Consider the following 25,551-nt stretch of genomic DNA (forward strand, 5'->3'; position numbering starts at 1 on the left):
GATCGCCTCGCACATTTATCCGTCCGCTTCATGGGGGAACCTGCCCCTTGCCTGCCCTGCCGGCCTGGTCTTGCGGCTCCCCGCCAGCACGGCCGCCGCGAACAATCTTTGCCCTGCGGCGGAAAGCACGGATAATAGCGGCTAACTCATAAGCACAGTATTGGATTACCTCATGGAAATTAAAGTCAACTTTCTCGACAAGCTGCGTCTCGAAGCCAAGTTCGACGATTTTACGGTCATCGCCGACCAGCCCATCCGCTATAAAGGCGATGGTTCGGCGCCCGGCCCGTTCGATTACTTTTTGGCATCATCGGCACTGTGCGCGGCCTACTTCGTGAAGTTGTATTGCGATACGCGCAATATTTCCACTGAAAATATCCGCCTGTCGCAAAACAATATTGTCGATCCTGAAAACCGCTACCAGCAGATTTTCAAGATCCAGGTCGAGTTGCCGGCCGATATCTCGGACAAGGACCGCCAGGGCATCCTGCGTTCGATCGACCGTTGCACGGTAAAAAAAGTGGTGCAGGCGGGGCCGGAGTTCGTCATTGAAGAAGTGGAGAACCTGGACGCCGATGCCCAGGCCTTGCTGGCCCTGAATCCCGCCCCTGGCGCAAGCACCTATATCGTCGGCAAGGACTTGCCGCTGGAACAGACCATCGCCAATATGTCCAGCCTGCTGGCGGGCTTGGGCATCAAGATTGAAATCGCTTCGTGGCGCAACATCATTCCCAACGTGTGGTCGCTGCACATCCGCGATGCGCATTCGCCCATGTGTTTCACCAACGGCAAGGGCGCGACCAAGGAAAGCGCGCTGGCGTCGGCCCTGGGCGAATATATCGAACGCCTCAGCAACAACCATTTCTACGCCGGTTCATTCTGGGGTAACGACATCGCCAACGCGGATTTTGTCCATTACCCGGACGAGCGCTGGTTCAAGCCGGGCCGCAAGGATGCGCTGCCGAAAGAGATTCTCGACGCCTACTGCCGCGACATCTACGATGCCGATGGCGAACTGCGCGGCTCGCACCTGATCGACACCAACTCCGGCAACGCGGAGCGGGGCATCTGCTCGCTGCCGTATGTGCGCCAGTCCGATGGCGAGACCGTGTATTTCCCATCGAACCTGATTGAAAACTTGTACGTCAGCAATGGCATGAGCGCCGGCAACACCCTCGTCGAAGCGCAGGTGCAATGCCTGTCGGAAATTTTCGAACGGGCCGTCAAGCGCGAAATCATCGAAGGCGAAATCGCCCTGCCCGACGTGCCGCAGGAAGTGCTGGCGAAATATCCGGGCATCCTGGCCGGCATACAGGGGCTGGAAGAACAGGGTTTCCCCGTGCTGGTGAAAGATGCGTCGCTGGGCGGCGTGTATCCGGTGATGTGCGTCACCCTGATGAACCCGCGCACGGGCGGCGTGTTTGCCTCGTTCGGCGCGCACCCGAGCCTGGAAGTGGCGCTGGAGCGCAGCCTGACGGAATTGCTGCAGGGCCGCAGTTTCGAAGGCCTCAACGACTTGCCGCAGCCGACGTTTGCCAGCGAAGCCGTCACCGAGCCGAACAATTTCGTCGAGCACTTCATCGATTCCAGCGGCATCGTCTCGTGGCGCTTCTTCAGCGCCAAGGCCGATTACGATTTTGTCGAGTGGGATTTTTCCGGCCACGGCGAAAACTCGAATGCCGAGGAAGCGGCAACCCTGTTCGGCATCCTCGCCGGCATGGGCAAGGAAGTCTACACGGCCGTATATGACCAGCTGGGCGCCACCGCCTGCCGCATCCTCGTGCCCGGTTATTCCGAGGTGTACCCGGTCGAGGATTTGATCTGGGACAATACCAACAAGGCGCTGCTGTTCCGCGCCGACATCCTGAACCTGCACCGCCTGGACGATGCCAGCCTGGAAGACTTGCTCGACCGCCTGGAAAACAGCGAGCTCGACGAGTACGGCGACATCGCCACCCTAATCGGCATCGAGTTTGACGAAAACACGGTGTGGGGCCAGCTGACGACCCTGGAATTGAAGCTGCTGATACAGCTCGTCCTGCAGCAATTCGAAGAAGCAAAAGAGCTGGTGGAAACCTTCTTGCAGTACAACGACAACACGCTCGAGCGCAAACTGTTCTATCAAGCCTTGAACGTGGTGCTGGAAGTGGAACTCGATGACGAGCTGGAATTGGACGATTACGTCGTCAATTTCCGCCGCATGTTTGGCGACGCCCGCATGGATGCGGTGCTGGGCTCGGTGGACGGCAGCGTGCGTTTCTTCGGCCTGACCCCGACCAGCATGCAACTGGAAGGCCTCGACCGGCACCAGCGCCTGATCGACAGCTTCAAGAAATTGCACGCGGCGCGCGCCAAGGCAGCCACAGCCAGCTAAGGCGACGGGCCAGCGCCCATGCGCAGGAGTAACGCCTGGAACGCCTGTCAAAACCTACTGCGCATCGGTTTGGCCAGGCGTTGCGGGTCCGGACACAGGTTCGCCCGGACGCGATACCTGTGCCCGGGCGCGGCAGTTGCCGGATGACCGCCTGGTACGCGCTGGATGCGCTGCAACATGCCGCGCAAATACGTATCGCCTATGTTTGCCGCATGAGCACGCTGTCCATGCGCTTCAAGCTGAAAGTTCCTGAGTGAATAGTCTGAATTGAGCTAGCGCAAAGCCTTCCTTGTTTCAGACGAAATAGCCTGCCGCGCACCGGAATCCGGCGTATCGTCATCGCTGTTGCCACCACCACGACATGCCAAAAACGGAGGGCAACCTGCATCGGGGGGGATCTCATGGCTACGCTATCGCGCGCAACCGCCGGCTGGCTGGTGCTGGCAGGCATATTATTCCATGGTACGGCGGCCACGACCGGCTGCCCCGACTGTCAATACGAAGCATGCGCGCCACTTGTCGGATGTGTCTGCCTTCCTAAAAGTGGCTGCATTCTCCCTCCCACCATCGATCCCGGCAAGGTGACTGAGCGTGGCAAGACAGATCCCATCGGCACCATTCTGAATCCGCTTGCCCCGCTCAATCCCACCGGTATCCCGACGACAGGCGACATCATCGAATTTGTCGTAAAAAATCCCGACACGGCAATACAGTTGATACAGAATCCAGGCCAGATTCCCTACACGCCGGTGGCAGCGGCGATGGTATCGGCACGCAACGCCGTCGTCACCAGCGGCAATGCCAACAGCATGGCCCCAGAAATCAAGGCTTTCCTGCTGCGCTGGCATACCCCCGACCTGCTCGATTCCGTCCGCTGGACCAGCGAGTGGAGCGCTTTGCAAAACACGCTGCAGGCGGCGCAAATGCAATTTAACAGCAACACGCGCGCGATTACGGTCTTGAATGCCGTCATTTTTCGCAGCGATGACGATGCGCGCGATCCGGCACTATGGGCGCATGAAATGCTGCATGTCCAACAATACAAGAATTGGGGCGTAACGGGCTTTGCCAAGCAATGGGTGGATAACTCGTCCAATGGCGGTCCTGTCGAAGCACCCGCCTATGCCCGGGAAAACGAGGCCAGACTGCTGCTGTCGTCGCATGCCGGCAACCGCGCGTTGGGTGTCTCTGCATTTTACCCGCCCATACCGCAGAAACTGCCGTCAGGATGGATGCTGACAAGCTGCCAATGTTGGGGGTCGGTGAGTCCAGCAGCACAGACCGGCGCGCCCGTCTGCCAATCCGGCATCGCCATTCCCCGCGCCTGCGGACCTGCCGGCATCTGCGGCGACGGTGGCGCTCCCTGGCAAACCAGTTGTCTGTGATACCCAGATCAAGGCCACCGGCAAGCCAGCGGCGCGGCATCATGCGCGCAATCAGCCGGCCAGCGCCGCGATTTCCTTCTGCATGTTTTCAATGGCCCGTTCGTTGTATTGGTTGGCAAAATATGCATCGCCGAACAGCTGGCCCGCCTGCGCCTTGGCGCACAGATGCTGCAGCGCCAGGCCCCGCTGCTCGTTGAAGCGCACGGGGTCCACGTGCGCGTATTCGCGGCCGATGGCTTGCGTGTAGGCTTGGTACACCTCGTCATCCTGGCCCAGGATGGCCAGGTCGGCGCTGAGCATGGCGTCTTTCAGCGGGTGGCTGATGCCCGGTCCCTGGAAATGGTCGGTGACGCGTATCAATTGCGCCACATTAAGGTTATCGCCCGCATCGAGGCCGCTGGCCAGCCACAGCTGGGCGCTCGCCTCTTCGCTCGAATACAGGGCATCGTCGTCGTGGCTGTAGACGGCGTCGTGGAACCAGAACGCTTTCTTGACCAGCGCGCTGTCGCGCTTGGGCGCATAGGTATTGTCGGCCCACACGCGGATTTCGGACAGGCCGTGCACCAGGTGGTCGAGGTTGTGATAGTGGCGGTCCGCGCCGCCATACGCCTGCGGCCCCGTCAGGTGGGCGAACCAGTGATCCGCCAGCGCGATGTCGGCATCGGACGCGGTGGCGTAGTTCCACAGCGCTTCCCACTCCTTGCGCAGGCAGTCGAGTATCCACGCCTGGTAGGCCGGGCCGGGGACGAATTTCTTCATGGTCCAGTTCCAGCCGACGGGGCCTTCCAGCGCCTTGACGAAGCTGGAGCTTACGGAGCCGAGGTCGCGCGGCGGCATGACGAAAATCGTCTTGGCGCCCTGCAGCACGTCCACATTCGTTTGCTGGATCAGGTTTTCATAGTCGAAATCGGCCGTCGTGCGGATGCCGCGGATCAGGTAGTCGCAGCCATGCTTTTTCGCCGCGCGCGCCGTGTAGTCGCCCTTGACGATGACCACCTGCACATTGTCCCAGCCGCACTCGCGCGCGCTCTGTTCGATGATGCGCTTGCGGTCTTCGGCGGGAAATTGCGGCTTCTTGGCGGGGTTTTGCGACAGGAACACGATCACCTCGTCGGCGAGCGAACGCGCTTCGCCGATCACCCACATATGGCCGTTGGTGATGGGGTCGAGGGTTCCTGAAAATCCGATCTTCTGCATGCTGCACTCCGTGGTCTGGTTCTGCTTGTTTCGCAGACAATATAGGGCCACGGCGCGCGCGTCAATGCAACATGCCAAAGATCATGGTCAAAATGCTCATTTCACGGCTTGCGGGAATTCCACGCGCACGCACAGGCCGCCCAGGCGCTCGGATTTGTCCAGCACCAGGCGCGCGCCGTGGCGCTCGGCGATGGCCTTGATGATGGCCAGCCCCAGGCCGCTGCCGTTGGCGTCCGTGCCGGGCACGCGGTAGAAGCGGCTGAAGACGCGCTCGCGCTCTTCGGGCGGGATGCCGGGGCCGCTGTCTTCCACCGACAAGGTCACGCCGACGGGACTGGCGCGCAGGTCGATGTCGACCGTGCCGCCCTGCGGCGTGTACTTGATGGCGTTGTCGACCAGGTTGCGCAGCATGATGTTGAGCGCATCGGCCTGCCCCGCCACCTTGGCCGGGTCCATGTGATGCAGGCCCAGGTCGATCTTGCGCGCCTGCGCGATGCCGGCCATGTCGCCCAGCGCGCGCTTGACGACATCGTTCAAATCCACCGCCTGCAGCTGGTCGCCGCTGGCGGCGCTCGCTTCCTGGCGGGCCAGCACCAGCAGCTGCTCGACCAGGCGCGTGGCCCGCTCGATGCCGGCGCTCACGCGGGAAATGGCCAGGCTGCGTTTTTCTTCCGATTCGGCCCGTTCCAGGCTCAATACCTGCAGTTTCAGGGCCGCCAGCGGCGTGCGCAATTCATGGGCGGCGTCGGCAACGAAATGCTGCTGCGCGTCGAACGCCGTTTTTACACGCCCGAACAGCAGGTTCAGTTCATGCACGAGGGGGCGCACTTCGTCGGGCAAGCCCGCTTCCGAGACGGGAGACAGATCGTCCGCCTGGCGCGCCGCCACCTGCTTGCGCACGCGCGAGACGGGCGCCAGCGAACCGCTGACGACCCACCAGACGACCAGCATCAGAATAGGCGCCATCAGCGCGATGGGCCCCACCGTGCGCAGGGCCAGGCTGCCGGCCATGCGCTTGCGCACGGCCATGTCCTGGGCGATCTGCACGGTCTGGGAACTGGTTTGCACGGAAAAGATGCGGTAAGTCGTGCCGTTGGCTTTCACGTTGGAAAAGCCCAGCACGGCGCGCTGCGGCAATTCCGCGCGCGTGATCGAGCGGAACACCTGCACGCCGTCCGGCGTCCACACCTGCACCACCATGTCGTTGTTGACGGGGTCGGCCGGCAACGCTTGCGCATGGTTGGCCAGCGGCGCGCCGGAGCGCAGCGACAGGGCCATCTGCTGCATGTGGTAATCGAAAATCTGGTCGGCGTCGTACAGGGCGCTGCGGTAGGCGATCGAGGCTTGCGCCAGGGCCGCCATGATGATGGCCGCCAGCAAAAACCACAGCAGGCGGCCGCGCAGCGAATGCGTCACCGTGACCTTCATCCTCATGCCTTGGGCACCATGTAGCCGAGGCCGCGCACGTTCTGGATCAGGTCGCTGCCCAGTTTCTTGCGCAAGCCATGGATATACACTTCCACGGCATTGCTGTTGACTTCATCCTTCCAGCTGTACAGTTTTTCTTCCAGCTGCGCGCGCGACAGCACGATGCCGGGGCGGGCGATCAAGGCTTCCAGCACGGCCCATTCGCGCGCCGACAGGTTGACCGGGTGGCCCTCGGCGATCACTTCGCGCGTCAGCGGATTGATGGAGACGCCCTGGTGTTCGAAGATCGGTTCCGGCCGCCCCGAGGCGCGCCGCAGCAGGGCGCGTATGCGCGCCAGCAATTCGTCGAGGTCATACGGCTTCAAGACGTAATCGTCGGCGCCCGCGTCGAGGCCCGCGATGCGCTGCTCGATGGCGTCGCGCGCCGTGGCTACCAGCACAGGCGTGTCGAGCTTGCGCAAGCGCATCGAGCGCAGCACGTCGAGGCCATCCTTGCGGGGCAAGCCCAGGTCCAGCAGCACCAGGTCGTAGGTTTGCGTCTGCAGGGCCGTATCGGCCATGTCGCCATCCTTGACCCAATCCACCGCGTAATGCTCGGCGCGCAGCAAATCGAGCACCACCTCGCCGATCATCGTATCGTCTTCTACCAGCAATAAGCGCATGCCCTACTCCTTCATCTTGACTGTTTTATCGACCTTGCATCCTGCGCCAGATCAACCGAGGCGCACGGGAATGAAGATCTTATCGGGGCCGCGCTGTATCAGCAAGGCCACCGACTTGGCGGATTTTTCCACCACGTCGCGCACCTGCTCGACCGTGTTGACGGGACGGCCATTCACCGACAATAGCACGTCGCCCGGCTGCACTCCGGCATTCGCGGCGGCGCCGCCCGCGTCTTCCACCAGCAGGCCGGCGCTGATGCCCGCCTCGCGTTTTTCATCCGATTGTAACGGACGCAGGGCCAGGCCCAGCTTTACCTTGCCGGCGGCGCTGTCGCTCTTCGCCACTTCGGCCACCTTGTCGGCCGCATTGCCCAGGGTTGCCGTCAGGCTGACGATCTTGCCGTCACGCCAGACATCCATGCTGATCTTGTCGCCTGGCAAGGACGTACCCACCAGCGCCGGCAAGTCGGCCGAGCCGATGATGCGCTGGCCATTCACCTTGCGCACCACGTCGCCCGACTTCAGGCCAGCCTTGTCGGCCGGGCTGCCCCGCTCCACGTTGGCCACCAGCGCGCCTTCCGGCGTGGCAAGCTTGAACGAGTCGGCAAAGCCCTGGTTGACTTCCTGCACCGTCACGCCCAGCTTGGCGTGGCTGGCCTTGCCCGTTGCAACGATCTGGTCCTTGATGCGGCCGGCCAGGTCGATGGGGATGGCGAACGACAAGCCCTGGAAGCCGCCCGTCTGGCTGTAGATCTGCGAATTGATGCCGACCACTTCGCCGCGCGTGTTGAACAGGGGGCCGCCCGAGTTGCCGGGGTTCACCGCCACGTCCGTCTGGATGAACGGCACATTGCTGTCGTCCGGCAAGGAACGGCCCTTGGCGCTGACGACGCCAGCCGTCACCGTACTGTCGAAGCCATAAGGAGAACCGATGGCCAGCACCCATTCGCCCACTTTCAGGTCGCTCGAGTGGCCGAGCGGCACGATGGGCAGGTTGTTGGCGTCGATCTTCAGCACGGCGATGTCCGTCTTCGGATCCGTGCCCAGCACCTTGGCGCGGAATTCGCGGCGGTCGTTCAGCTTGACGGTCACTTCGCGCGCATCGCGCACCACGTGGGCATTCGTCATGATGATGCCGTCGGGGCTGACGATGAAGCCGGAGCCGAGGCCGTGCGTGGGCACGTCGCGGCCGCCGCGCTGCCCGCCTTGCGGCCCCTGGAAGCGGCGGAAGAATTCGAGGAAGGGGTCGTTGCCGAAGTCGTCATTGCCGGCCTGGGCCGATGGGTCGTACGCCACCTTGGTGCTGCCCGTGACGCTGATATTGACGACGGCCGGGCTGTTGCGCGCGGCGATCTGGCTAAAGTCGGGCAAGGCCACCAGCGGCGCGCTTGCTGCAGGCGCGACTGCCGCGGCCACGGGTGCGGCGGGCGTGCCTGCGGTGGCATTCGCGCCGGCATTGTTCTGATGCATCACCATGGCGCCACCGGCGCCCAGCACACCGATCGCGGCCAGCGCGGCTACGGTGCGTTTGATTTTCAGCGATGCGGTATTCGTTTGCTGTTCCATGAATTGCTCCTCATTCAATGAGATTTTGATGTATGCAATAGTGGGCCACGAGTCTTAGGCGGTGCTTAACATTTTTCCATTTGGAAACAGGCATTTGCGCCTTTAAGCGGGGTTTAATCTTGCGTGGCATGGGCAACCAATGGAAGCCCTGAATGCGGCCCGAACGGGCTCCGGACGTGACACTGGCCGGATCGACCGGCCAGTATTCTACTGCATGGGGAAGCGCTGTTCCCTCCCGCCGATGCCGGCGCGTGGCGCCGGGATCAGCTCAGCTCAGCTCAGGCTGCCTGGCGCTGTTCCAGCGCGCTGACGGTGGCGCCAGTGGTGGTGCCGATCTCGATCTTGCGCGGCTTCAGCGCTTCCGGCACTTCGCGCACCAGGTCGATGGTCAGCATGCCGTTTTCAAACGTGGCGCCCGTGACCTTCACGTGGTTGGCCAGCTGGAAACGCTGTTCGAAATCGCGGGCAGCGATGCCGCGGTGCAAGAACGTGCGCTCGACGCCATCTTTCTGCTTGCGGCCAGTGACGTGCAGGGAATCGCGTTCCGTGATGATGTCGATCTCTTCGCGCGAGAAGCCGGCCAAAGCCATCACGATGCGGTACTTGTCTTCCGATACGAGTTCGATGTTGTAGGGCGGGTAGCTGGGCTGTGCATCGGCGCGCTGTTCGTTGAGCAATTGCGCCAGGCGGTCGAAGCCGATGGCGGAACGGTACAGGGGAGCAAGGTCAAAAGTACGCATGATAAATATCCTTTTCATTAAAGCGATAAGAGGGGCGGACCTCACCATGAGCATCCGCCTGTTACCGATATACGGCCTGCCAACGCCCTTTCAAGGCCTTGAAATCGGTGAAAAACACCCCAGACGGCAAAGAATTTGTAAGAAATTTTTACATGCCCCAGCCAGCGATGGGTTGCATGACACCCCTCATGCAGGGCCGGCTTTTGGTGTATGCTGGCGGCATGAACAATGACACCGACATCCAGCTCAGCGGCCCCTTCAAGGCCACCGACGGCTCCGGCCGTGCCCACGACATCAAGGCCATCCGCATCTTCGACGAAGGCTACGGCATCATCGACGTCTACGTCGATTTCGCCGCCCCGCTCGAAGCGGGCGCCTGCAAGGACAAGACCCTGGTCGGCCACATCCTGGCCCGCCTGCGCAGCCTTGGCTATGTAGGCCCCGACTTCGGCCATGGCGACCTGGGATTGCAAGACAAGAAACTGATCGTCCTGGAAGCGCCCGAGGAATTTTCCGCCTTTGCCGTGAGCAAGGGCTGGAAGGATCTATCCGCCGAATTTGACGAAGACTGAGAACACCTGACCAAATCTACTGCGCGTCGCGCTTTGCGGCCGGCGATGCTCACCGTGCTTTAGCACGGCCGCGCTTCTCGGCCACAAATCACTGCCGCTCGCTACGATTTTGTCAGGTGTTGTAAAGTACCAATAGTATCCGCGCCGCGCCAGCTTCTGCTGCCGCGGCGTTTTTCATGGGCGACCGTTTGCTTGCTTAGCTGATATAGCGCGCGCTCCAGGCGGCGATGACGTTGGCGACATAGGCCGCGTCGTCGCGCCCCGTCAACAGATGGTCGGCATCGTCGAGTGAAACGAAGCTTTTCGGGTGCTTGGCGGCCGTAAAGATCTCCATCGCGTTCGACAGGCTGACCGTCGTGTCGTTCGGCGCGTGCATCACCAGCAGGGCGCGGCGCAGGCCGGTGATGTGGGACTTGAGGCTGTGGCTGCCCGCGTCGTCGACGAATTGCTGGCGGATGCGGAAGGGCCGCCCTTCCAGCTGCACCAGCGCTTCGCCTTCGGCGGCGATTTGCTCCAGATGCTCGCTGAACATGCGCGTCACGTACGCGGGCGTGCTGGGCGCGGCCAGGGTGGCGATGGCGGTGGCATCCGGCACTTGCGACGCGGCGGCCAGCACGGCGGCGCCGCCCAGGCTATGGCCGATCAGCAATTGCGGTGCGGCATGTTTTGCCCGCAGGAAATCGGCAGCGGCAACCAGGTCGTCCACGTTCGACGAGAAATTGGTGGCGGCGAACTCGCCTTCGCTGGCGCCCAGCCCCGTAAAATCGAAGCGCAGCACGGCGATGCCGTGTTCCGTGAGACCTTGCGCGATGCGCCGCGCAGCCAGCACGTCCTTGCCGCAGGTAAAACAGTGGGCGAACAGCGCATAGGCGCGGATGGCGCCGTCAGGCGCATCGAGCCGCGCCGCCAGCACATGGCCGTGCGCGCCGGGAAAATCTTGCCGGGTGGATTTCATTGTCTCAGATCAAAGCTGCCGCGCAGGGCGGCCGAAGGCGCATTGTAGCGCCGCCCGGCCGCCGCCGCTGGCGGCTGGCAAGCTTCAATCACGCTTGGGAATATCCACGCCCCTGGCAACGGCTGGCCTGGCAAGGAAGGCGTCGAGCGCGCGCTGCACGTTCGGGAAGTTGGCAAAGCCGACGAGGTCGCCCGCGCCATAGAAGCCCACCAGGCAGCGCACCCACGGGAAGATGGCGATGTCGGCAATCGTGTACTGGCTCCCCATGATCCAGTCGCGGCCCTGCAGGCGCTGCTCGAGCACGCCCAGCAGGCGCTTCGCTTCGCCGATATAGCGTTCCAGCGGCCGCTTGTCCTCGTAATCCTTGCCGGCGAATTTGTGGAAGAAGCCCACCTGGCCAAACATGGGGCCGATACCGCCCATCTGGAACATCAGCCATTGGATCGTTTCATAGCGCAGGCCCGCGTCCTGCGGGATGAACTTGCCCGTCTTTTCAGCCAGGTACAGCAGGATGGCGCCCGACTCGAACAGGGCCAGCGGCTTGCCATCGGGACCGTCCGGGTCGAGGATGGCGGGAATCTTGTTGTTCGGATTGAGGGACAGGAAGGCAGGCGACAGCTGGTCGTTTTGCTCGAAGCTGACCAGGTGCGGCTCGTACGCCAGGCCCAGCTCTTCCAGCAGGATCGAGACCTTGATGCCGTTCGGCGTCGGCAGCGAGTACAGCTGCAAGCGCTCGGGATGCCGGGCAGGCCATTTTTGGGTGATGGGGAAGTCGGAGAGTTGGGACATGGAAATCCTTTTGAGGTGTATGACGTGGCACAAGCAGGCAAGTATAGCCAAGCATGACAGTTTCAGCAGGACAACACATTCAGCCAAACAAGCCATGCAAAAACCAGCGCGGCGCGGCATCTTCTCCGCTGCCGGCGATGCGTTCGCGGTAGACCCAGTAATGGGCGTGATCGAGTCCTTCGGCAATGAAATAATCGCGCGCCTGCGACTGCCCCCACCAGCCCGCCTCAATGCGTTCGGCGACAGACACCATTTTCAACGGCGAGCCATAAAACGGCCGGTGTTCGCGCATCAGGAGGGCGATGGGCTGGGCCAGCAGCCAGCCGGGACGGGGCATGCCGGACAAGCCGGGCGGCAAGTCCGGCTGCGCGTTTTGTGCGCCTGGCCTGGCCGGCAGCGGCAGCCACTGGTTGGCCGCCTCGGGGCGGTAATCGGCGCGCGGCGCGGCCTGCAAGACATTCTCGGCGCCCAGGCGCGCCACCAGCAATTCCAGCAAGCGCTGGCGCTCCTGCGGCGTGCCGCCCGGCTCGGGAAACAGGGTGTCGCTGGGCGGCGCCATCGGCTGCACCTGCAGCGCTTCCAGGGTGAGGCCGATCACTGGCGCGTCCAGCACCAGCTGCGCCAGGCGCTCCTTGAGCAAGCGCAATAAATGCTCGTCGCGCCAGACGGCCTCGCCCAGGGCCAGGTCGATGACGGTGGGCGGGCGCGCCACCCTGCCCCGCTCGTGCGCCAGCAGCAATTGGATGCGTTCGACGGCGAATTGCCGCGCGCACAGCCAGCCCGTCATTTGCTGCAGCAGGCGGCGCGCGCCGAACAGCAGCGCTTCCGCGTGCTCCACGCGGTCGAACAGTTCCAGGCTGGCGCAAAACGTGGGCGGCGCTTCGAGCCACAGGTACAGTTCCGTGCCGTGGCCATGCGCATCGTCGAGCATGTCGAGCAAGGCCCCGCCGCAACGGCGCTGCAAACCGGGCCGCGGCAAGTGGCGCAACTGCCCCAGGGTGCGGCAGCCGATGCCGTCCAGCCATTCCAGCCAGGGGCGCGCGGGCGGCAGCAAGGCGCATGGCAGGCCGTCGAGGCGGCGCACCAGGCTCTCCATGCCCAGCACGCGGCCCCGGCGCGTCCCGGCGCGCGCCAGCAGCCAGGCGCCGCGCGCCGTGGGGGCGCACGACAGCTGGGCCGTGTAGCCCAGCGCGCGCAAGCTGGCCGCAATCTGCCGGCACAGGGCGCGCACGCCGCCGAACAGGCGCAGGCTGGCGCCCGCGTCGACGAGCAGGGTCGCTTCCTCGCCCTGCGCCACCAGCGGCGAATATTGCAGCAGCGCCAGCGCCACCGCTTGCAGCGCCTGCGCCTCCAGTGCGGGAGAGCGCTCGTGCAGGCGCGCCTGCGGCGCCAGCATCAGCGCGCCCGCGCGGCGCATGCCCGGCCGGATGCCGGCCGCCCGCGCCAGCGGCGACACGGCCATCACTTGCTCCTGCTCCAGCACGACGCCGAGAAGGTCAGACGACCAGCGCGGGCAAAACACTTCGAGCGGGAGCCGGGGCAGGTACAGGCCGATCCAGAGTCGCATGGCGTAGCAGTAATGAAGGAGGTTGCAGGGGCAGGAACAGGGGCGCGTCGCGCTGCGGTCCCCGGCGCTTGATGAAGCCGATCTCGATGCCGCCGGCGGCCGGGCGCACGGACAGGCGCAGCGGCGCCGGCGACGCATCCTGCGCGCCGTGCAAGGGGCGCAGCATGCAGAACAGGGTGTTGCCGGATTGCGCGGCCAGGTGCAGGCGGCGCAGGCTGTCGGCGCGCACGTGCGGCTGCCAGAACAGCAAGGCGCCGCACGTGCCGCTACGCAAGATGTTTTCTGCCGCCCACAGGGCATCCTTGCTGCCGGCACTCTTGAGCCACAGCAGTTGCGACGGCGCCAGCCCCTGCGCAGCCAAGGCCAGCGCCTGCGGCGGGTGGGGCGGCTGCAGCAGCACGATGGGCAAGCCCGGCAGCTGCGCCAGCGCGGGCGCCAGCAGCCGCACTTCGCCGCTGCCCGGCTGCTGCACCAGCAGATCGATGAGGCTGCCGCAGGGCCAGCCGCCGCCGGGCAGCTGCGCGGACAGGGCGGCAAAGCCCGTGTCCAGGCAGCGCGTGGCGCCCTGCCCCAGCTGCGATGCGCGCCACAGGGACGGGTGCAAGGCTTCCGGCGAGGCCATCAATTGGGAATGTTGCATAATTGAATATGAAGATGAATACTGTATGCATATACAGTACTATCCAGTCCCCCTTTTGGCAAGGCCTATCTGCGCATCCCCATCCGGAGGCCGTTCCGCGACGTCCGAAAAACACCGTTTTTCACATCGATTGCTGTACCATAAGCACTCTCCTTACCGCTCGGCAATGCACCGGGCGGCTTCCTCCGTCCATAAGGAAACGCATTTGACCACCATCCAACTCATCAGCGCCATCGTCTTCGGCCTCGCGCTCATCCACACCTTCGCCGCCAAGTCGTTTGAAACATTATCGCGGCGCCATCCCCGCCATGCGGGCTTGCTGCATTTGCTGGGCGAAGTGGAAGTCGTGTTCGGCTTCTGGGCCTTCATCTTGATCATCATCATGGCCTTTGTCTCGGGCGGCGATGCCGCCATCGAGTATGCCGAGTCGCGCCATTACACGGAGCCGCTGTTCGTCTTTGTCGTCATGGTCGTGGCCGCTTCGCGCCCCGTGCTCGACGCCGTGCAGCGCCTGTTGAAGGGCGTGGCGCGCGTGATGCCGCTGCGCACGGAACTGGCCCTCGTCTGGCTGGGCCTGGCGCTCGTGCCCCTGACGGGCTCCCTGATCACGGAACCGGCCGCCATGACCCTGGCCGCGCTGATGCTGGCGCCGCAAATCTTCCGCCCGGGCATCCCTGAATGGCTGAAATACGGCGCGCTGGGTGTGCTCTTCGTCAACGTTTCCATCGGCGGCACCCTCACCTCGTACGCGGCGCCGCCCGTGCTGATGGTGGCCACCACGTGGAACTGGGACAGCGCCTACATGGCCACCCATTTCGGCTGGAAGGCCGCCATCGCTGTGCTGGTCAACGCCACGGGCGTGAGCATCTTGCTGCGCAAATATCTGCACAGCAACACCTCCGACATCAAGCCGAAGGCCGGTGAAGTGGAAGCGCCGAAAGTGCCGCTGGCCGTCAGCCTGGTGCACATGATCGTGCTGGCCGGCGTCGTCACCCTGGCGCACCATCCCGTGCTGTTCATCGGCCTGTTCCTGTTCTTCCTCGGCTTCGTGCAGGCGTATGAGCGTTATCAAAGCCCGCTGATCCTCAAGGAAGGCTTGCTGGTCGGCTTCTTCCTGGGCGGCCTGGTGGTGCTGGGCGGCATGCAGCAATGGTGGCTGCAGCCCATCGTTTCCAGCCTGAAACCGCTGGCCCTGTTCTTCGGCGCCCTGGGCTTGACGGCGATTACCGACAATGCGGCCCTCACCTACCTCGGTTCGCTGATCGTCGGCATGACGGACGAAGCGAAGTACATGCTGATGGCCGGCGCCGTGGCCGGTGGCGGCCTGACCGTCATCGCCAATGCGCCGAACCCGGCCGGCGTGGCCCTGCTGCGCCGCGGCTTCAAGGATGAATCGATCGGCGCCGTCGGCCTGCTGGCGGGCGCCCTGCTGCCGACGGCCGTGGCGGGCCTGGCCTTCCTGGCCCTGTAAGACACTACACGGGGCGGCTGCCGGCCGCCCCCACTCCCCTCACCTTCCCCTCAGTTACCTTCCTCAGTTCCTTCATACACGAGGAAATGCAGCCGGTCATAGAACAGGCTGTAGGCATAGTCGAAGGTGCCCACGCTGCGAAAACCCTTGTGCAGATACACTTGCAGCGCTTCGCTCTTTTCCCACACCGTCAAGGTGATGCGCGCGCAGCCCTTGCGGCTGGACAAGTCGCGGATTTCGTGGAACATTTGCCGGAACAGGCCCTGCCCCCGGTATTTTTCGTCGATGGCCAAGCTGCTGACGAAACAGTCGTCGGCGCGCGCATGCGCGAGCACGAAGGCGTCATACGCATCGTCGAGCGCCTTCATGTCATCGCGGTAATACGAGACGGCGCCGCACGCCTGGAACTCGTCCATCGTCGCGGCCGTAAAGAAGCCGATGAAACGCCCGTCCTCGTCATGCAGGCCGTGGATGTGCGCCAGATACGGGTCGATATTCTGCCGCCGCTGCAATTCAACGAACTGCAGATTGAGTTTATTGCCGAACGAACAGTATTCCAGGTAACTGGTGGCAAACAGCAATTTGGCCATGCGGTTCTTCGCCTCGTCACCCAGCAGTTCGCCCGGCACCAGCGTGAGCGGCGCATGCGACAGCAGGCCCGCCTGAGCCTGAACTTCGTCACCTGGCTGGACGGTATCGCCGGCGGCCGGCATGCGGCTGCCGTGGCGGCCCACGGTGGGGCGCCAGAAGTTGCCGGCGGCAATATGCTGCGAACGATGGGCCAGCAGGTAGCGGCAAAAGACGTCATTCACGCGGTCGAGCTGCGGATCGTCCGACAGCACCGAGTAATAGTGGAAATGCTCGATATCCGCCCGCAATTGGGCAGCATACGCCATGCGCGGCACTTCCTCGATATCGAACACGTCGACGATATTGGGCAGGATCAAAGGATCGTCGAGTTGCCAGCCGATTTCGTCGAGCCGCGCCACGCAGCGCGCATACGCGCGCCGTTCCTCGTCGCTCAAGGGGATGTGCATGTCGGTAATGATATCGTCCAGCAAGCGCATGCCGCGGATGCCGCCCGCCACCGCTTCCCGTGCGCCGTCATACAGCACGCAGTAGCGCTGGTAGAACTCGGCATGGCTGAGCAGGGTCACGCCCAGGTTTTTCTTCCATTCGGCATAGAACTGGCCAAACAGCCGCGCCTCGAATTGCGGGCAGGAACGGGGAATCTGCTGGTCGATATCCGCATACGCGCGGTTCACATTGCGCTGGATCACACGCAGCGCCGCATCGTTCTTCTTGGCGATCAGCATGCCCGTTTCATCGAGAAACAGATTCATCCAGCTGACATGCCGGCGCTCTTCGCTGTCATCATCCTTGCGCTGAAAATAATCGGGCACTTCCGGCTTCATCAGGAAAATCGTCGCCGGATTGTGCGGGATCGTATCGACATCCATATACAGGCCGCCGTATTCGCACATGATGAGGATGCGGAAATAATCGGACAAGGTGGCGAAGTAGCGCTGCGTATGCAGGGTATCGAGGATATCGAAGCGGGCCGGCGCGAAGTCCAGCGCCAGCGCGCGCAGCGAATTGATATGCAGGGTCGTGCCGCCGATGTCGTAGCGGCCTATCGTGTAGCGCCCGGCGCCGCCCGTGGGGCTGAAGCGCTCGTCATCGCGCAGCTGCTGCGCATCCCACACCCACAGGATGGAAACATACGGCGCGCCGCCGTTGCAGCGCACGTCGTCGAGCGCCGCGCCCCACTGCTGGATCGCCTCGCAGGCGATGGCCGGCAGGGGTCCGCCCATCCAGATGCGGTGCAGGTAGCGCTCGTCCTCGCCGAGCGCGCGCGTGGGGATGCAGCTGAGCGAGGAACAGCTTGCCGCATTGAAATGGTTGAAGTTCAGGGCGACGAAGCTGCGCAGGGCCGCGATGCCCGCCTGGTGCTCCGCGGCCAATTGCTCCAGGTCGCTGCCAGCCGGCCTGACATCGGCCAGGGTGATGTAATCGAGTTTCAGCCGGTTGATGCGAAACTCGTATTCCAGGTTGAAAATCTTTGCTTGATCGTGTTTCGAGGCCAGGTCATCTATTTTCATGGGCGCACCATTTTCCGCAGGAGAGTGTCAATAAACGTCGCAGGAGATAAAACAAGGTCGACAACATGCGCATCGTTGCGCCATCAGTGCCGGGCGAGCAGCACCTCGCTTTCCCGGCGTCCCGCCATGCCCCGTGTAAACAGCAGCAGGCAGGCCGTGATGACCACGATGACGGGGATATTCAGCAGCGCATACGTTTCCAGCGCATAGCCGAAGCGCTGGCACAGCACGTTGTACAGCTGCAGCCAGGCGGACAGATAAATGCAGTACAGCAAGCTCATGGCGGCCGTCGTCAAGGTCATCGATTCTTTGCTGGCCGTGAGCGCGCTGCGGATCAGGGCGCCGTTGAACAGGCCGAAACCGATGGAATAGACAAACATGCAGGCCGCAAACACGTCGACGTGGTGGCGGCCCGCGCCGGCGCCCAGCATGCCGGCGGCCGCGATCAGCCCGCCCAGGCGCAACAGGGACACGAGGGGGAAATCCTGGCGCAGGCGCTGGATGGCGATGCTGCTGAGAACGAAACCGGACAAGATCACGCATTGCAGGGCGATATACGTGGCGTAGGAGGCGCCCATTTCCTGCAGCACGAAGAGGGGCGAAAAGCCGATCCAGGCCGTCAGGGGCACGGTGGCCAGCCCGGCCGTGAACATGCCGAACATGAAGCGCCGATTGCTGAAAATGGCGCCATAGCTGCGCGCGATGGCGCCCAGGTCCAGCCGAGCGACCGGCGCCGGCGTGCGCGGCATGGTCTTGCACAGGCCCAGCAAGGACAGCAGCGCCAGCAGGCCGGAGAGGAAAAACACGTAGCGCCAGTCCAGCCGGCTGATGATGGCGCTGCCGAGGATGGGGCCGGCCAGGGGCGCGAGGATGGTGGTGCTCGACAGAATGCTGCTCAGCTTGACGGCCGCCATGTCGTCGAACAGTTCATGGATCATGGCATAGCCGACGAAGATGAAGCAGCAGCCCATGCCCTGGATGAAACGCGCGACGAGAAATTGCTCGATCGAAGCGGTCAATGGCACGGCCAACGTGGCCAGCAGGAACAAGGTATTGCCGGTCAACACGAGCTTGCGCTTGCCGATGGCGTCGGCCAGGGGCCCCAGGAATATCTGCAGGGAACTGCCGCCCAGCAGATACAGGCTCAGGGACAAGGGGACGAATTTCGCCTCCGCCTGGAACTCGCCGACGATGCCCAGCATGGCCGGCATGATCATGTCGTTCGACAGATAGATATTCAGTTCAAAGACGAGGAAAAACGCAAAAAACCACAGCAACTGCTTGGACTTGATGGACATGGCGCGTTCCGTAACGTGGGTGGCTGCCGTCAGTGCGTACCGGCTGTCGGGGCATGGGACGGCGGACACGGCTTCACTGAAAACGTGTACCAATTGTATACCAGTTAGTATTTTTAGCGCCTGTTTTTGTGATTTTTAAATACCGCAGCAATACCACTTAATGAAAAACCGTGCTGCTGCAGCATTGGAAATCGGCACTGAAAAGGGCGCGGCCAGCGTGCCGGCGCGCGGCAGCGGCCCTGCGGGAGAAAGGAAAGCGATGCGTACCAGTGCCTGCGCACCGTTGCGGCGCGCGGCACGGCGGCTTATCGGCGGCGGTGGCTGGCGAAGAAATCGAGCAGCATCTTGCTGGCGTCGGGCTTGGCCTTGTCGTTGAACGGCAGGCTGGCGTCGCCGCCGCTCCACGCGTGCTCGAGGTGCTCGACCTGCGCCACGCGCAGCAGCACCTGCTTGTCCACCTGGTAATCGTGCAGCCCATACGCATGGGCCGGATTGCGCCCGCCCGCCGCGCCGCCAGGCAGGCGCTGCGCCGTCACCAGGGTATCGACCGGCAAGCGGTTGACGCGCACGCTCTGGCGCACCAGCTGCGTCTGGTTAATGGGCCGCACCACCTTGTCGGCCAGCCCTTGCAGCAGGATGGTGGGCAGGCGGGGAAACGCGGGCTGGCGCGCCAGCACTTCATCGATGGCCGCGTCGGCGCGGGCGGCCGCACCATGCTGCATCACGCCCAGCGCGCCGATCAGGTTATGCCCGGCGCCAAACACGGGCCCGGAATGCAGGCCCAGCGCGGCGAACAGCTGCGGATGGTTCAGAGCCACGATATGCGCCATGCCGGCGCCGGCGGAAATGCCGCAGATATAGATGCGCGCGCGGTCGATCGCATAACGGGCCGCCACCTGCTCGATGGCGCCGACGATCAGGCGCACATCGCCGCCGCCGTCCTGCGTCAGCTTGTCGTACCACTTCCAGCAGCGGCGCGCATGCGAACGCAGCGATTGTTGCGGATACAACACGGCATAGCCCTTGCGCTCGGCCAGGCGGTTCATGCGCGTGCCTTCGGCAAACTGCGTGGCGCTCTGCTCGCAGCCGTGCAGCATCACCAGCAGCGGCCGGCCCCGGCTGCGCATGGCGGCGCTCGGCGCCTTCTCGGGCAGGTACAGGAAATATGGCAGGCGCCGGCCCGGCAACTGCCCCAGTTCCGGCAACGGCGCATAGTGGGCGGCCAGCCACTTGCCCGGCGGGGGCGCCGTTCGCTTGCGCACGCGCGGGGGCGACAGGGGCGTGCCGAAGGGCGCCAGGGCGGGCAGCGCGTCGCTGGCGGGCCTGGCGCGCGGCTTGTGGCTCGCCTGCGTGGTCTTGGCCACGACCTTGCTGCGGGCTTTGGCCTTGGGCTTGGCCGGCACGGGGCCGAACAGCACCTTGGCCAGCTTGCTGGCCGTGCGCTGCTGCGCCTTACCGGCGCGCAGCAGCCCGCGCAGCCATTTGGTGGCGGGCTTTACCATGGCAAGCGGCGCGCATGGCGTGGTGGAGCGTACCGCAAGTTCATCCCACTGCATCGTTGCATCGTCAGCATGTGCGGCCTCCTCCGTAGAATGCATAGAGTACCGCAATTGTCTGGCAACACCGTACGTTTGCACACGGATAAAAGTGCCGCTGGCACGATTGAGGCAGATCAAGCGCGACCTCGTGCGCATGCTTAATCTGGATGTTCGATCCGCACTTCACCAGAGGAGAGAACACCATGAGCTATCTGGACCGCGACATCCTGGGCATGTACCGCAACCACGACGGCCCGGGGCCGGCACTGATGGGGGCAGATACCCTGCTCGGCGACGATGTCTACAATCACAACGACGAGGAACTGGGCGACATCAAGGAAATCATGCTCGACATGCGCACGGGCCAGATCGCCTATGCCGTGCTGTCCTTCGGCGGCATCCTGGGCATGGGCGACAAGCTGTTTGCCGTACCCTGGGAACGCCTGACCCTGGACACCGTCAACAAGCGCTTCCTGCTCAACGTGGACAAAGACTTGCTGAAAGACGCCCCCGGCTTCGACAAGAACAACTGGCCCGACATGGGCAGCGAAGCGTGGAACCAGCAGATGGAAGCCTTCTATGGCAGCGGCACGCGCTACGGCAGCGGCGCCATGGCAGGCAGCCGCATGCCATCCGGCAGCGACCTGCGCGGCAGCGCCAGCCTGCAATCGGGCAGCGAAAGCAGCATGTCCGGCACCTCCATGAGCGGCAGCCGCGCCGGCACGGGCAGCAGCCAGGGCGACCTGGGCTCGCGTTCGGCGCTCGGCGATGACAAGATGGATAAGCGTAGTTGACGAGAAAGGTCTTAAGTAGCGCAGAGTACGCGGCGCTTCGCCTCGGCGGCTCTGCTAATCCGGCAGAAAACGCTTCAGAATTTAGCGAACAAGCGACTATAGCCGCCCATCGTTAGTGTCACGGTGCCTCTAGAAACCGTAGCGAGCAAGCTCAATATTGCGTTGAGTAGCGCAACCGTACTCTAGTACGGTGAGCAACGCCGACGCAATAGTGAGTTGCGCAGTAGGTTTATAGAGGTACTATCACCGCTGCATCGACTCCCATACCTTTTGCAGGCGCTTGGCCGAAACAGGCATCGGCGTGCGCAATTCCTGCGCGAACAGCGACACGCGCAGCTCTTCCAGCATCCAGCGGAAGTCGACCAGTTTCGGGTCCGTGTTCTTGCCAGCCTGGCGGTCCTTGGCCTGGCGCAAATACGGCGCGGCCGCCGATTGCCACTCGGCCATCAACTTGGTGTCGCGCGCAGGGTCGGCGCGCAGCTTTTCCAGGCGCACGTTGATCGCTTTTAAGTAACGGGGGAAATGCGCCAGTTGCGTGTACTCGTTTTCCGTCAGGAAACGCTTATGCACGAGTCCCTGCAGCTGCGACTGGATATCGGTGGCCGCCGCTGCAGGAATATTCTGCAGGCGCTTGGGCAAGCCGTGGAATTCCGTCAGCACTTGCGACAGCAGGCGGGCGATTTCATTGACCAGCAAGACCAGGCGCGACTTGCCTTCCGCCTGGCGCTTGGCGAACGAGGCGGCGTCCAGCGGCAGCGGATCTTGCAGGCAAGCAATATCGAGTGCCTTGTTGATGATTTGCTCGCGCAACTCTTCCTGCGAACCGAGGGCCATGAATTGCATGCCCATCTGCTGCAAACCGGGGATGCTTTTCTCGACGTACTTGATCTGCTCCTTCATTTGCAGCGCGAACAGGCGGCGCAACCCCACCTTGTGCGTGCGGGCGGCTACGGTCGGATCGTCGAACACTTCCAGGTCGCAATGCGTGCCCTTGTCGACCAGCGCGGGGAAGCCGATCAGGGTCAGCTTGCCTTGCACGATTTCGAGCAACTCCGGCAATTCTCCAAAGGTCCAGCCCGTCAAGCCCATGTGCTGCGAGACGGTGGCATTGCCTGACGCCGGCGCCGCAGCAGCGGCTGCGCCCTTGGCCGGCGCGCCGCCCTTGCCAGCGGCAGCAGCGGCACCCTGCGCTTGCGCCTGCAGCCGCGACGCCACTTGCGCGCCCGCCACCTTGGCACCGGGCGTGCCCGTGCCGGACACGCCCGACACTTCGGCCAGTTTCTGGAAACTCTGGCGCGCCTGGCCGCCGAATTCCGCTTGCAGGGTGGCCAGGTTGCGGCCCATGTCCAGCTGGCGGCCGTGCTCGTCGATCACCTTGAAATTCATGAAGTGATGGGCAGGCAAAGTTTCCGGCTTGAAATCCGTCGTCAGCACATTGATCGTGATCTGCGTGCGGATGTCGAGGATGATGGCGTCGACCAGGTCGCCGCGGCCAAACACGTCCGCTGCATGCACGCGCTCGCAGAACTTGGCCGCGTAATCGGGCAGCGGCACGCAGTGGCGACGCAGCTTTTGCGGCAGCGATTTCAACAGCAGATGCACTTTTTCCTTCAGCATGCCCGGCACCAGCCATTCGCAGCGTTCGCGCGGCAACTGGTTCAAGGCATACAGAGGTACCGACAACGTCACGCCATCGCGCACGCTGCCCGGCTCGAAATGGTAGGTGAGGCCCATTTCCAGACCCGTCACGGACATGGTTTTCGGGAACAGGTCGGTGGTCACGCCGGCCGCTTCGTGGCGCATCAGCTCTTCGCGGTTCAGGTACAGCAGCTTCGGGTTCTCGCGTATGGCCTCTTTATGCCATTTCTCGAAACCGGCGCCATTGCACACGTCCGTCGGCAGCAATTTATCGTAGAAGGCGGCGATCAATTCATCGTCGACCAGCACGTCCAGGCGGCGCGATTTGTGCTCGAGGTTTTCGATGTCCTTGATCAGTTTATGGTTGTGCGCAAAGAACGGCGCGCGCGTGTCGAAGTCGCCGCCCACGAGGGCGTCGCGGATGAAGATTTCGCGCGCTTCCGGCAAGTTGAAATTGCCGTAATTGATGCGGCGCTGGCTGTACACCACCAGGCCATACAGGGTCGCCCGTTCGGACGCCGTCACCTGCGCCGAGCGTTTTTCCCAGCGCGGCTCGCCCCACGATTTCTTCAGCAGGTGCTCGCCCACCTTTTCCAGCCATTCGGGCTGGATCTGCGCCACGCAGCGCGCGTACAAACGCGTCGTGTCGACCAGCTCGGCCGCCATGATCCACTTGCCCGGTTTTTTCAGCAGCGAGGAACCGGGCCAGATATGGAACTTGATGCCGCGCGCGCCCAGGTAGCCCGCGCCCGGCTCGTCCTCTCCCTTGAAGCCGATATTGCCCAGCAAGCCAGTCAGCAAGGCCATATGCAGATTATCATAGGTGGCCGGTGCTTCGTTCAGGCGCCAGCCCTGTTCCTTGACGATGGTCAACAACTGCGAGTGCACGTCGCGCCATTCGCGCAAGCGCATCTGCGACAGGAAATTCGTGCGGCAATTGTCTTGCAGTTGGCGGTTGGTTTTCTTGTGCTCGATGGCGGACTCGAACCAACGCCAGATTTTCAGATAGCTGAGGAATTCCGATTTTTCGTCGGCAAATTTCTTGTGCGCCTCGTCGGCCGCCTGCTGGTGCTCCATCGGGCGGTCGCGCGGGTCTTGCACGGACAGGGCCGAGGCGACGATCAGCACTTCCGTCAGGCAGGCGTTGTCGAGCGCGGCCAGGATCATGCGGCCCACGCGCGGGTCCAGCGGCAGCTTGGCCAGCTTGTTGCCCAGCGGCGTGAGTTTATTGACTTCATCGACGGCGCCCAGTTCCTGCAGCAGCTGATAGCCGTCGGCCACCGCGCGCGCCAGCGGCGGCTCGATGAAGGGGAAGGTTTCCACGTCCGTCAGGTGCAATGACTTCATGCGCAGGATAACGGCCGCCAGCGAGGAACGCAGGATTTCCGGCTCCGTGAATTTCGGGCGCAGCAAATAATCCTGCTCTTCGTACAGGCGGATGCAGACGCCGTCGGCCACGCGGCCGCAACGCCCGGCGCGCTGGTTGGCGGCCGACTGGGCGATCGGCTCAACCTGCAGCTGCTCGACCTTGTTGCGGTAGCTGTAGCGCTTCACCCGCGCCAGGCCCGCGTCGACCACGTAGCGGATGCCGGGCACCGTCAGCGACGTTTCCGCCACGTTGGTAGCCAGCACGATGCGGCGCGCATTGCTGGTTTTAAACACGCGCTCCTGCTCTTCGGCCGACAGGCGGGCGAACAGCGGTAAAATTTCCACATGCGGCGGGTGGTGCTTGCGCAGCGCTTCGGCGCAGTCGCGGATTTCGCGCTCGCCCGGCAAGAACACCAGCACGTCGCCCGAACCGATGCGGCACAGCTCTTCCACGCCATCGACGACGGCATCCATCAAATCGCGCTTTTCGCGCGCGGCAGCCGTCCTCTGGCCAGGTTTGTCAGGATTGGCGGCACCCGGCATGGCCACCTGTTCGCGCTCCACGGGGCGGTAGCGCACTTCCACCTGGTACAAACGGCCCGACACTTCGATCACGGGCGCCGGTTTTTCCGGCGTGCCGAAATGGCGCGCGAAGCGTTCCGCATCGATGGTCGCCGACGTGATGATGATCTTTAAATCCGGCCGGCGCGGCAGCAACTGCTTCAGATAGCCGAGCAGGAAATCGATGTTCAGGCTGCGTTCGTGCGCTTCATCGATGATGATGGTGTCGTAATTTTTCAACAACGGGTCGGTCTGCGTCTCGGCCAGCAAGATACCGTCCGTCATCAGCTTGACGGACGCGCCCTTCGTCAAGGTGTCGGCAAAGCGCACCTTGAAACCCACGGTTTCACCCAGCGGCGTACCCAGTTCCTGCGCGATGCGCTTGGCAGTCGACGAGGCGGCGATACGGCGCGGCTGCGTGTGGCCGATCAAGCCCTTCTGTCCGCGTCCCAGTTCCAGGCAAATCTTCGGCAATTGGGTCGTCTTGCCGGAACCCGTCTCGCCCGAGACGATGATCACCTGGTTTTCCGTCAAGGCCTTGGCGATTTCTTCGCGCCGGCCCGAGACGGGCAAGTCTTCCGGATACGTGATCGGCGGCAGCGGGTTGCGGAAAGCCTTTTCCGCTTCGCGCGCGGCGCGGGCCGCATCGCGGGCTTCGCGGCTTTCCTGCCCCTCGCGCGGCGGGCGCGCGGCCTGGGGCTTGCCCTCTCCCGATCGCTGCTGCTGTTGCTGTTTCTGCTGTTCCGCGCGCGGCGCTTGCTGCCTTTGCTGGCTCACGGGCGGGCGCTGGCGGCCCTGCGCAGACGCGGAAACATCCCCGCTGGCGGGCACATTTGCAACGGTGGAAGGAGGGGAAGACTTATTGCTGGCTGAAGACATTGTTTTTTACAGGTATTTTAAGCGCGC

At 63.4% G+C, this 25,551-nt stretch carries 18 protein-coding genes; 5 read left to right on the forward strand and 13 right to left on the reverse strand.

Features of this window, described 5'->3' with window-relative positions:
- Window positions 1-172 precede the first annotated feature (172 nt).
- Entirely contained in the window at window positions 173-2,374 is a 2,202-nt protein-coding gene (locus O3299_RS13910; RefSeq protein ID WP_305062521.1) for an OsmC domain/YcaO domain-containing protein, read from the forward strand.
- Window positions 2,375-2,775: 401 nt separating this feature from the next.
- Window positions 2,776-3,759, forward strand: a complete 984-nt coding sequence (locus O3299_RS13915) for a DUF4157 domain-containing protein (protein ID WP_305052873.1) — start codon at window positions 2,776-2,778, stop codon at window positions 3,757-3,759.
- Between the two features lie 51 nt (window positions 3,760-3,810).
- Here the strand turns inward: O3299_RS13915 and coaD are convergent, their stop codons facing one another.
- The 5 genes from coaD to O3299_RS13940 form a co-directional block, all read right to left on the reverse strand.
- Entirely contained in the window at window positions 3,811-4,956 is a 1,146-nt protein-coding gene (coaD, locus tag O3299_RS13920; RefSeq protein ID WP_305062522.1) for a pantetheine-phosphate adenylyltransferase, read from the reverse strand.
- 96 nt (window positions 4,957-5,052) lie between these two features.
- Window positions 5,053-6,384, reverse strand: coding sequence for an ATP-binding protein (locus tag O3299_RS13925; RefSeq protein ID WP_070291769.1), 1,332 nt, complete (start codon window positions 6,382-6,384; stop codon window positions 5,053-5,055).
- Window positions 6,385-6,386: 2 nt separating this feature from the next.
- Entirely contained in the window at window positions 6,387-7,046 is a 660-nt protein-coding gene (locus O3299_RS13930) for a response regulator transcription factor (protein WP_034783312.1), read from the reverse strand.
- 51 nt (window positions 7,047-7,097) lie between these two features.
- Complete coding sequence (locus O3299_RS13935) at window positions 7,098-8,612, reverse strand: Do family serine endopeptidase (protein WP_099668404.1); 1,515 nt, start codon at window positions 8,610-8,612, stop codon at window positions 7,098-7,100.
- A 278-nt stretch (window positions 8,613-8,890) separates the two neighbouring features.
- Window positions 8,891-9,352 (reverse strand): Hsp20 family protein, encoded by a 462-nt coding sequence (locus O3299_RS13940; RefSeq protein ID WP_099666924.1) that lies wholly within the window; start codon window positions 9,350-9,352, stop codon window positions 8,891-8,893.
- Between the two features lie 221 nt (window positions 9,353-9,573).
- Between O3299_RS13940 and O3299_RS13945 the strand changes: the two genes are divergently transcribed.
- Window positions 9,574-9,924 (forward strand): hypothetical protein, encoded by a 351-nt coding sequence (locus tag O3299_RS13945; RefSeq protein WP_099668403.1) that lies wholly within the window; start codon window positions 9,574-9,576, stop codon window positions 9,922-9,924.
- Between the two features lie 196 nt (window positions 9,925-10,120).
- On the opposite strand, the gene O3299_RS13950 is transcribed toward O3299_RS13945, so the two are convergent.
- The 4 genes from O3299_RS13950 to imuA form a co-directional block, all read right to left on the reverse strand.
- Complete coding sequence (locus tag O3299_RS13950; RefSeq protein WP_305062523.1) at window positions 10,121-10,879, reverse strand: S9 family peptidase; 759 nt, start codon at window positions 10,877-10,879, stop codon at window positions 10,121-10,123.
- Between the two features lie 84 nt (window positions 10,880-10,963).
- Window positions 10,964-11,668, reverse strand: a complete 705-nt coding sequence (locus tag O3299_RS13955) for a glutathione S-transferase N-terminal domain-containing protein (protein WP_251350362.1) — start codon at window positions 11,666-11,668, stop codon at window positions 10,964-10,966.
- A gap of 79 nt (window positions 11,669-11,747) precedes the next feature.
- On the reverse strand, window positions 11,748-13,235 hold the full coding sequence (locus tag O3299_RS13960; RefSeq protein WP_305062524.1) for a DNA polymerase Y family protein: 1,488 nt from the start codon (window positions 13,233-13,235) through the stop codon (window positions 11,748-11,750).
- On the reverse strand, window positions 13,165-13,875 hold the full coding sequence (gene imuA, locus O3299_RS13965; protein WP_305062525.1) for a translesion DNA synthesis-associated protein ImuA: 711 nt from the start codon (window positions 13,873-13,875) through the stop codon (window positions 13,165-13,167). Before imuA ends, O3299_RS13960 begins: the two co-directional genes overlap by 71 nt.
- Before the next feature lie 205 nt (window positions 13,876-14,080).
- Here imuA and O3299_RS13970 point away from each other — a divergent pair, with 205 nt between their 5' ends.
- Window positions 14,081-15,346: a putative Na+/H+ antiporter gene (locus O3299_RS13970; protein ID WP_099666919.1), complete on the forward strand. Its 1,266-nt coding sequence runs from the start codon at window positions 14,081-14,083 to the stop codon at window positions 15,344-15,346.
- Between the two features lie 50 nt (window positions 15,347-15,396).
- On the opposite strand, the gene O3299_RS13975 is transcribed toward O3299_RS13970, so the two are convergent.
- From O3299_RS13975 to O3299_RS13985, 3 genes are all read right to left on the reverse strand, one after another.
- Window positions 15,397-17,448: a GNAT family N-acetyltransferase gene (locus O3299_RS13975; protein ID WP_305062526.1), complete on the reverse strand. Its 2,052-nt coding sequence runs from the start codon at window positions 17,446-17,448 to the stop codon at window positions 15,397-15,399.
- Between the two features lie 83 nt (window positions 17,449-17,531).
- A complete protein-coding gene (locus O3299_RS13980; protein ID WP_305062527.1) occupies window positions 17,532-18,746 on the reverse strand; it encodes an MFS transporter in 1,215 nt (404 codons plus the stop codon).
- Between the two features lie 305 nt (window positions 18,747-19,051).
- Window positions 19,052-20,248, reverse strand: a complete 1,197-nt coding sequence (locus O3299_RS13985) for a PHB depolymerase family esterase (RefSeq protein ID WP_305062528.1) — start codon at window positions 20,246-20,248, stop codon at window positions 19,052-19,054.
- Between the two features lie 239 nt (window positions 20,249-20,487).
- On the opposite strand from O3299_RS13985, the gene O3299_RS13990 reads away from it, so the two are divergent.
- The gene (locus tag O3299_RS13990; RefSeq protein WP_305062529.1) at window positions 20,488-21,078 is read left to right on the forward strand and encodes a PRC-barrel domain-containing protein; all 591 of its coding nucleotides are present in this window, start codon (window positions 20,488-20,490) and stop codon (window positions 21,076-21,078) included.
- Between the two features lie 243 nt (window positions 21,079-21,321).
- Here O3299_RS13990 and hrpA read toward each other — a convergent pair whose 3' ends face one another.
- Window positions 21,322-25,524, reverse strand: a complete 4,203-nt coding sequence (hrpA, locus tag O3299_RS13995) for an ATP-dependent RNA helicase HrpA (RefSeq protein ID WP_305062530.1) — start codon at window positions 25,522-25,524, stop codon at window positions 21,322-21,324.
- Window positions 25,525-25,551 lie beyond the last annotated feature (27 nt).

Origin of the sequence: Janthinobacterium sp. SUN176 (genome assembly GCF_030587335.1) — a bacterium.
Lineage (GTDB): Bacteria > Pseudomonadota > Gammaproteobacteria > Burkholderiales > Burkholderiaceae_D > Janthinobacterium > Janthinobacterium kumbetense.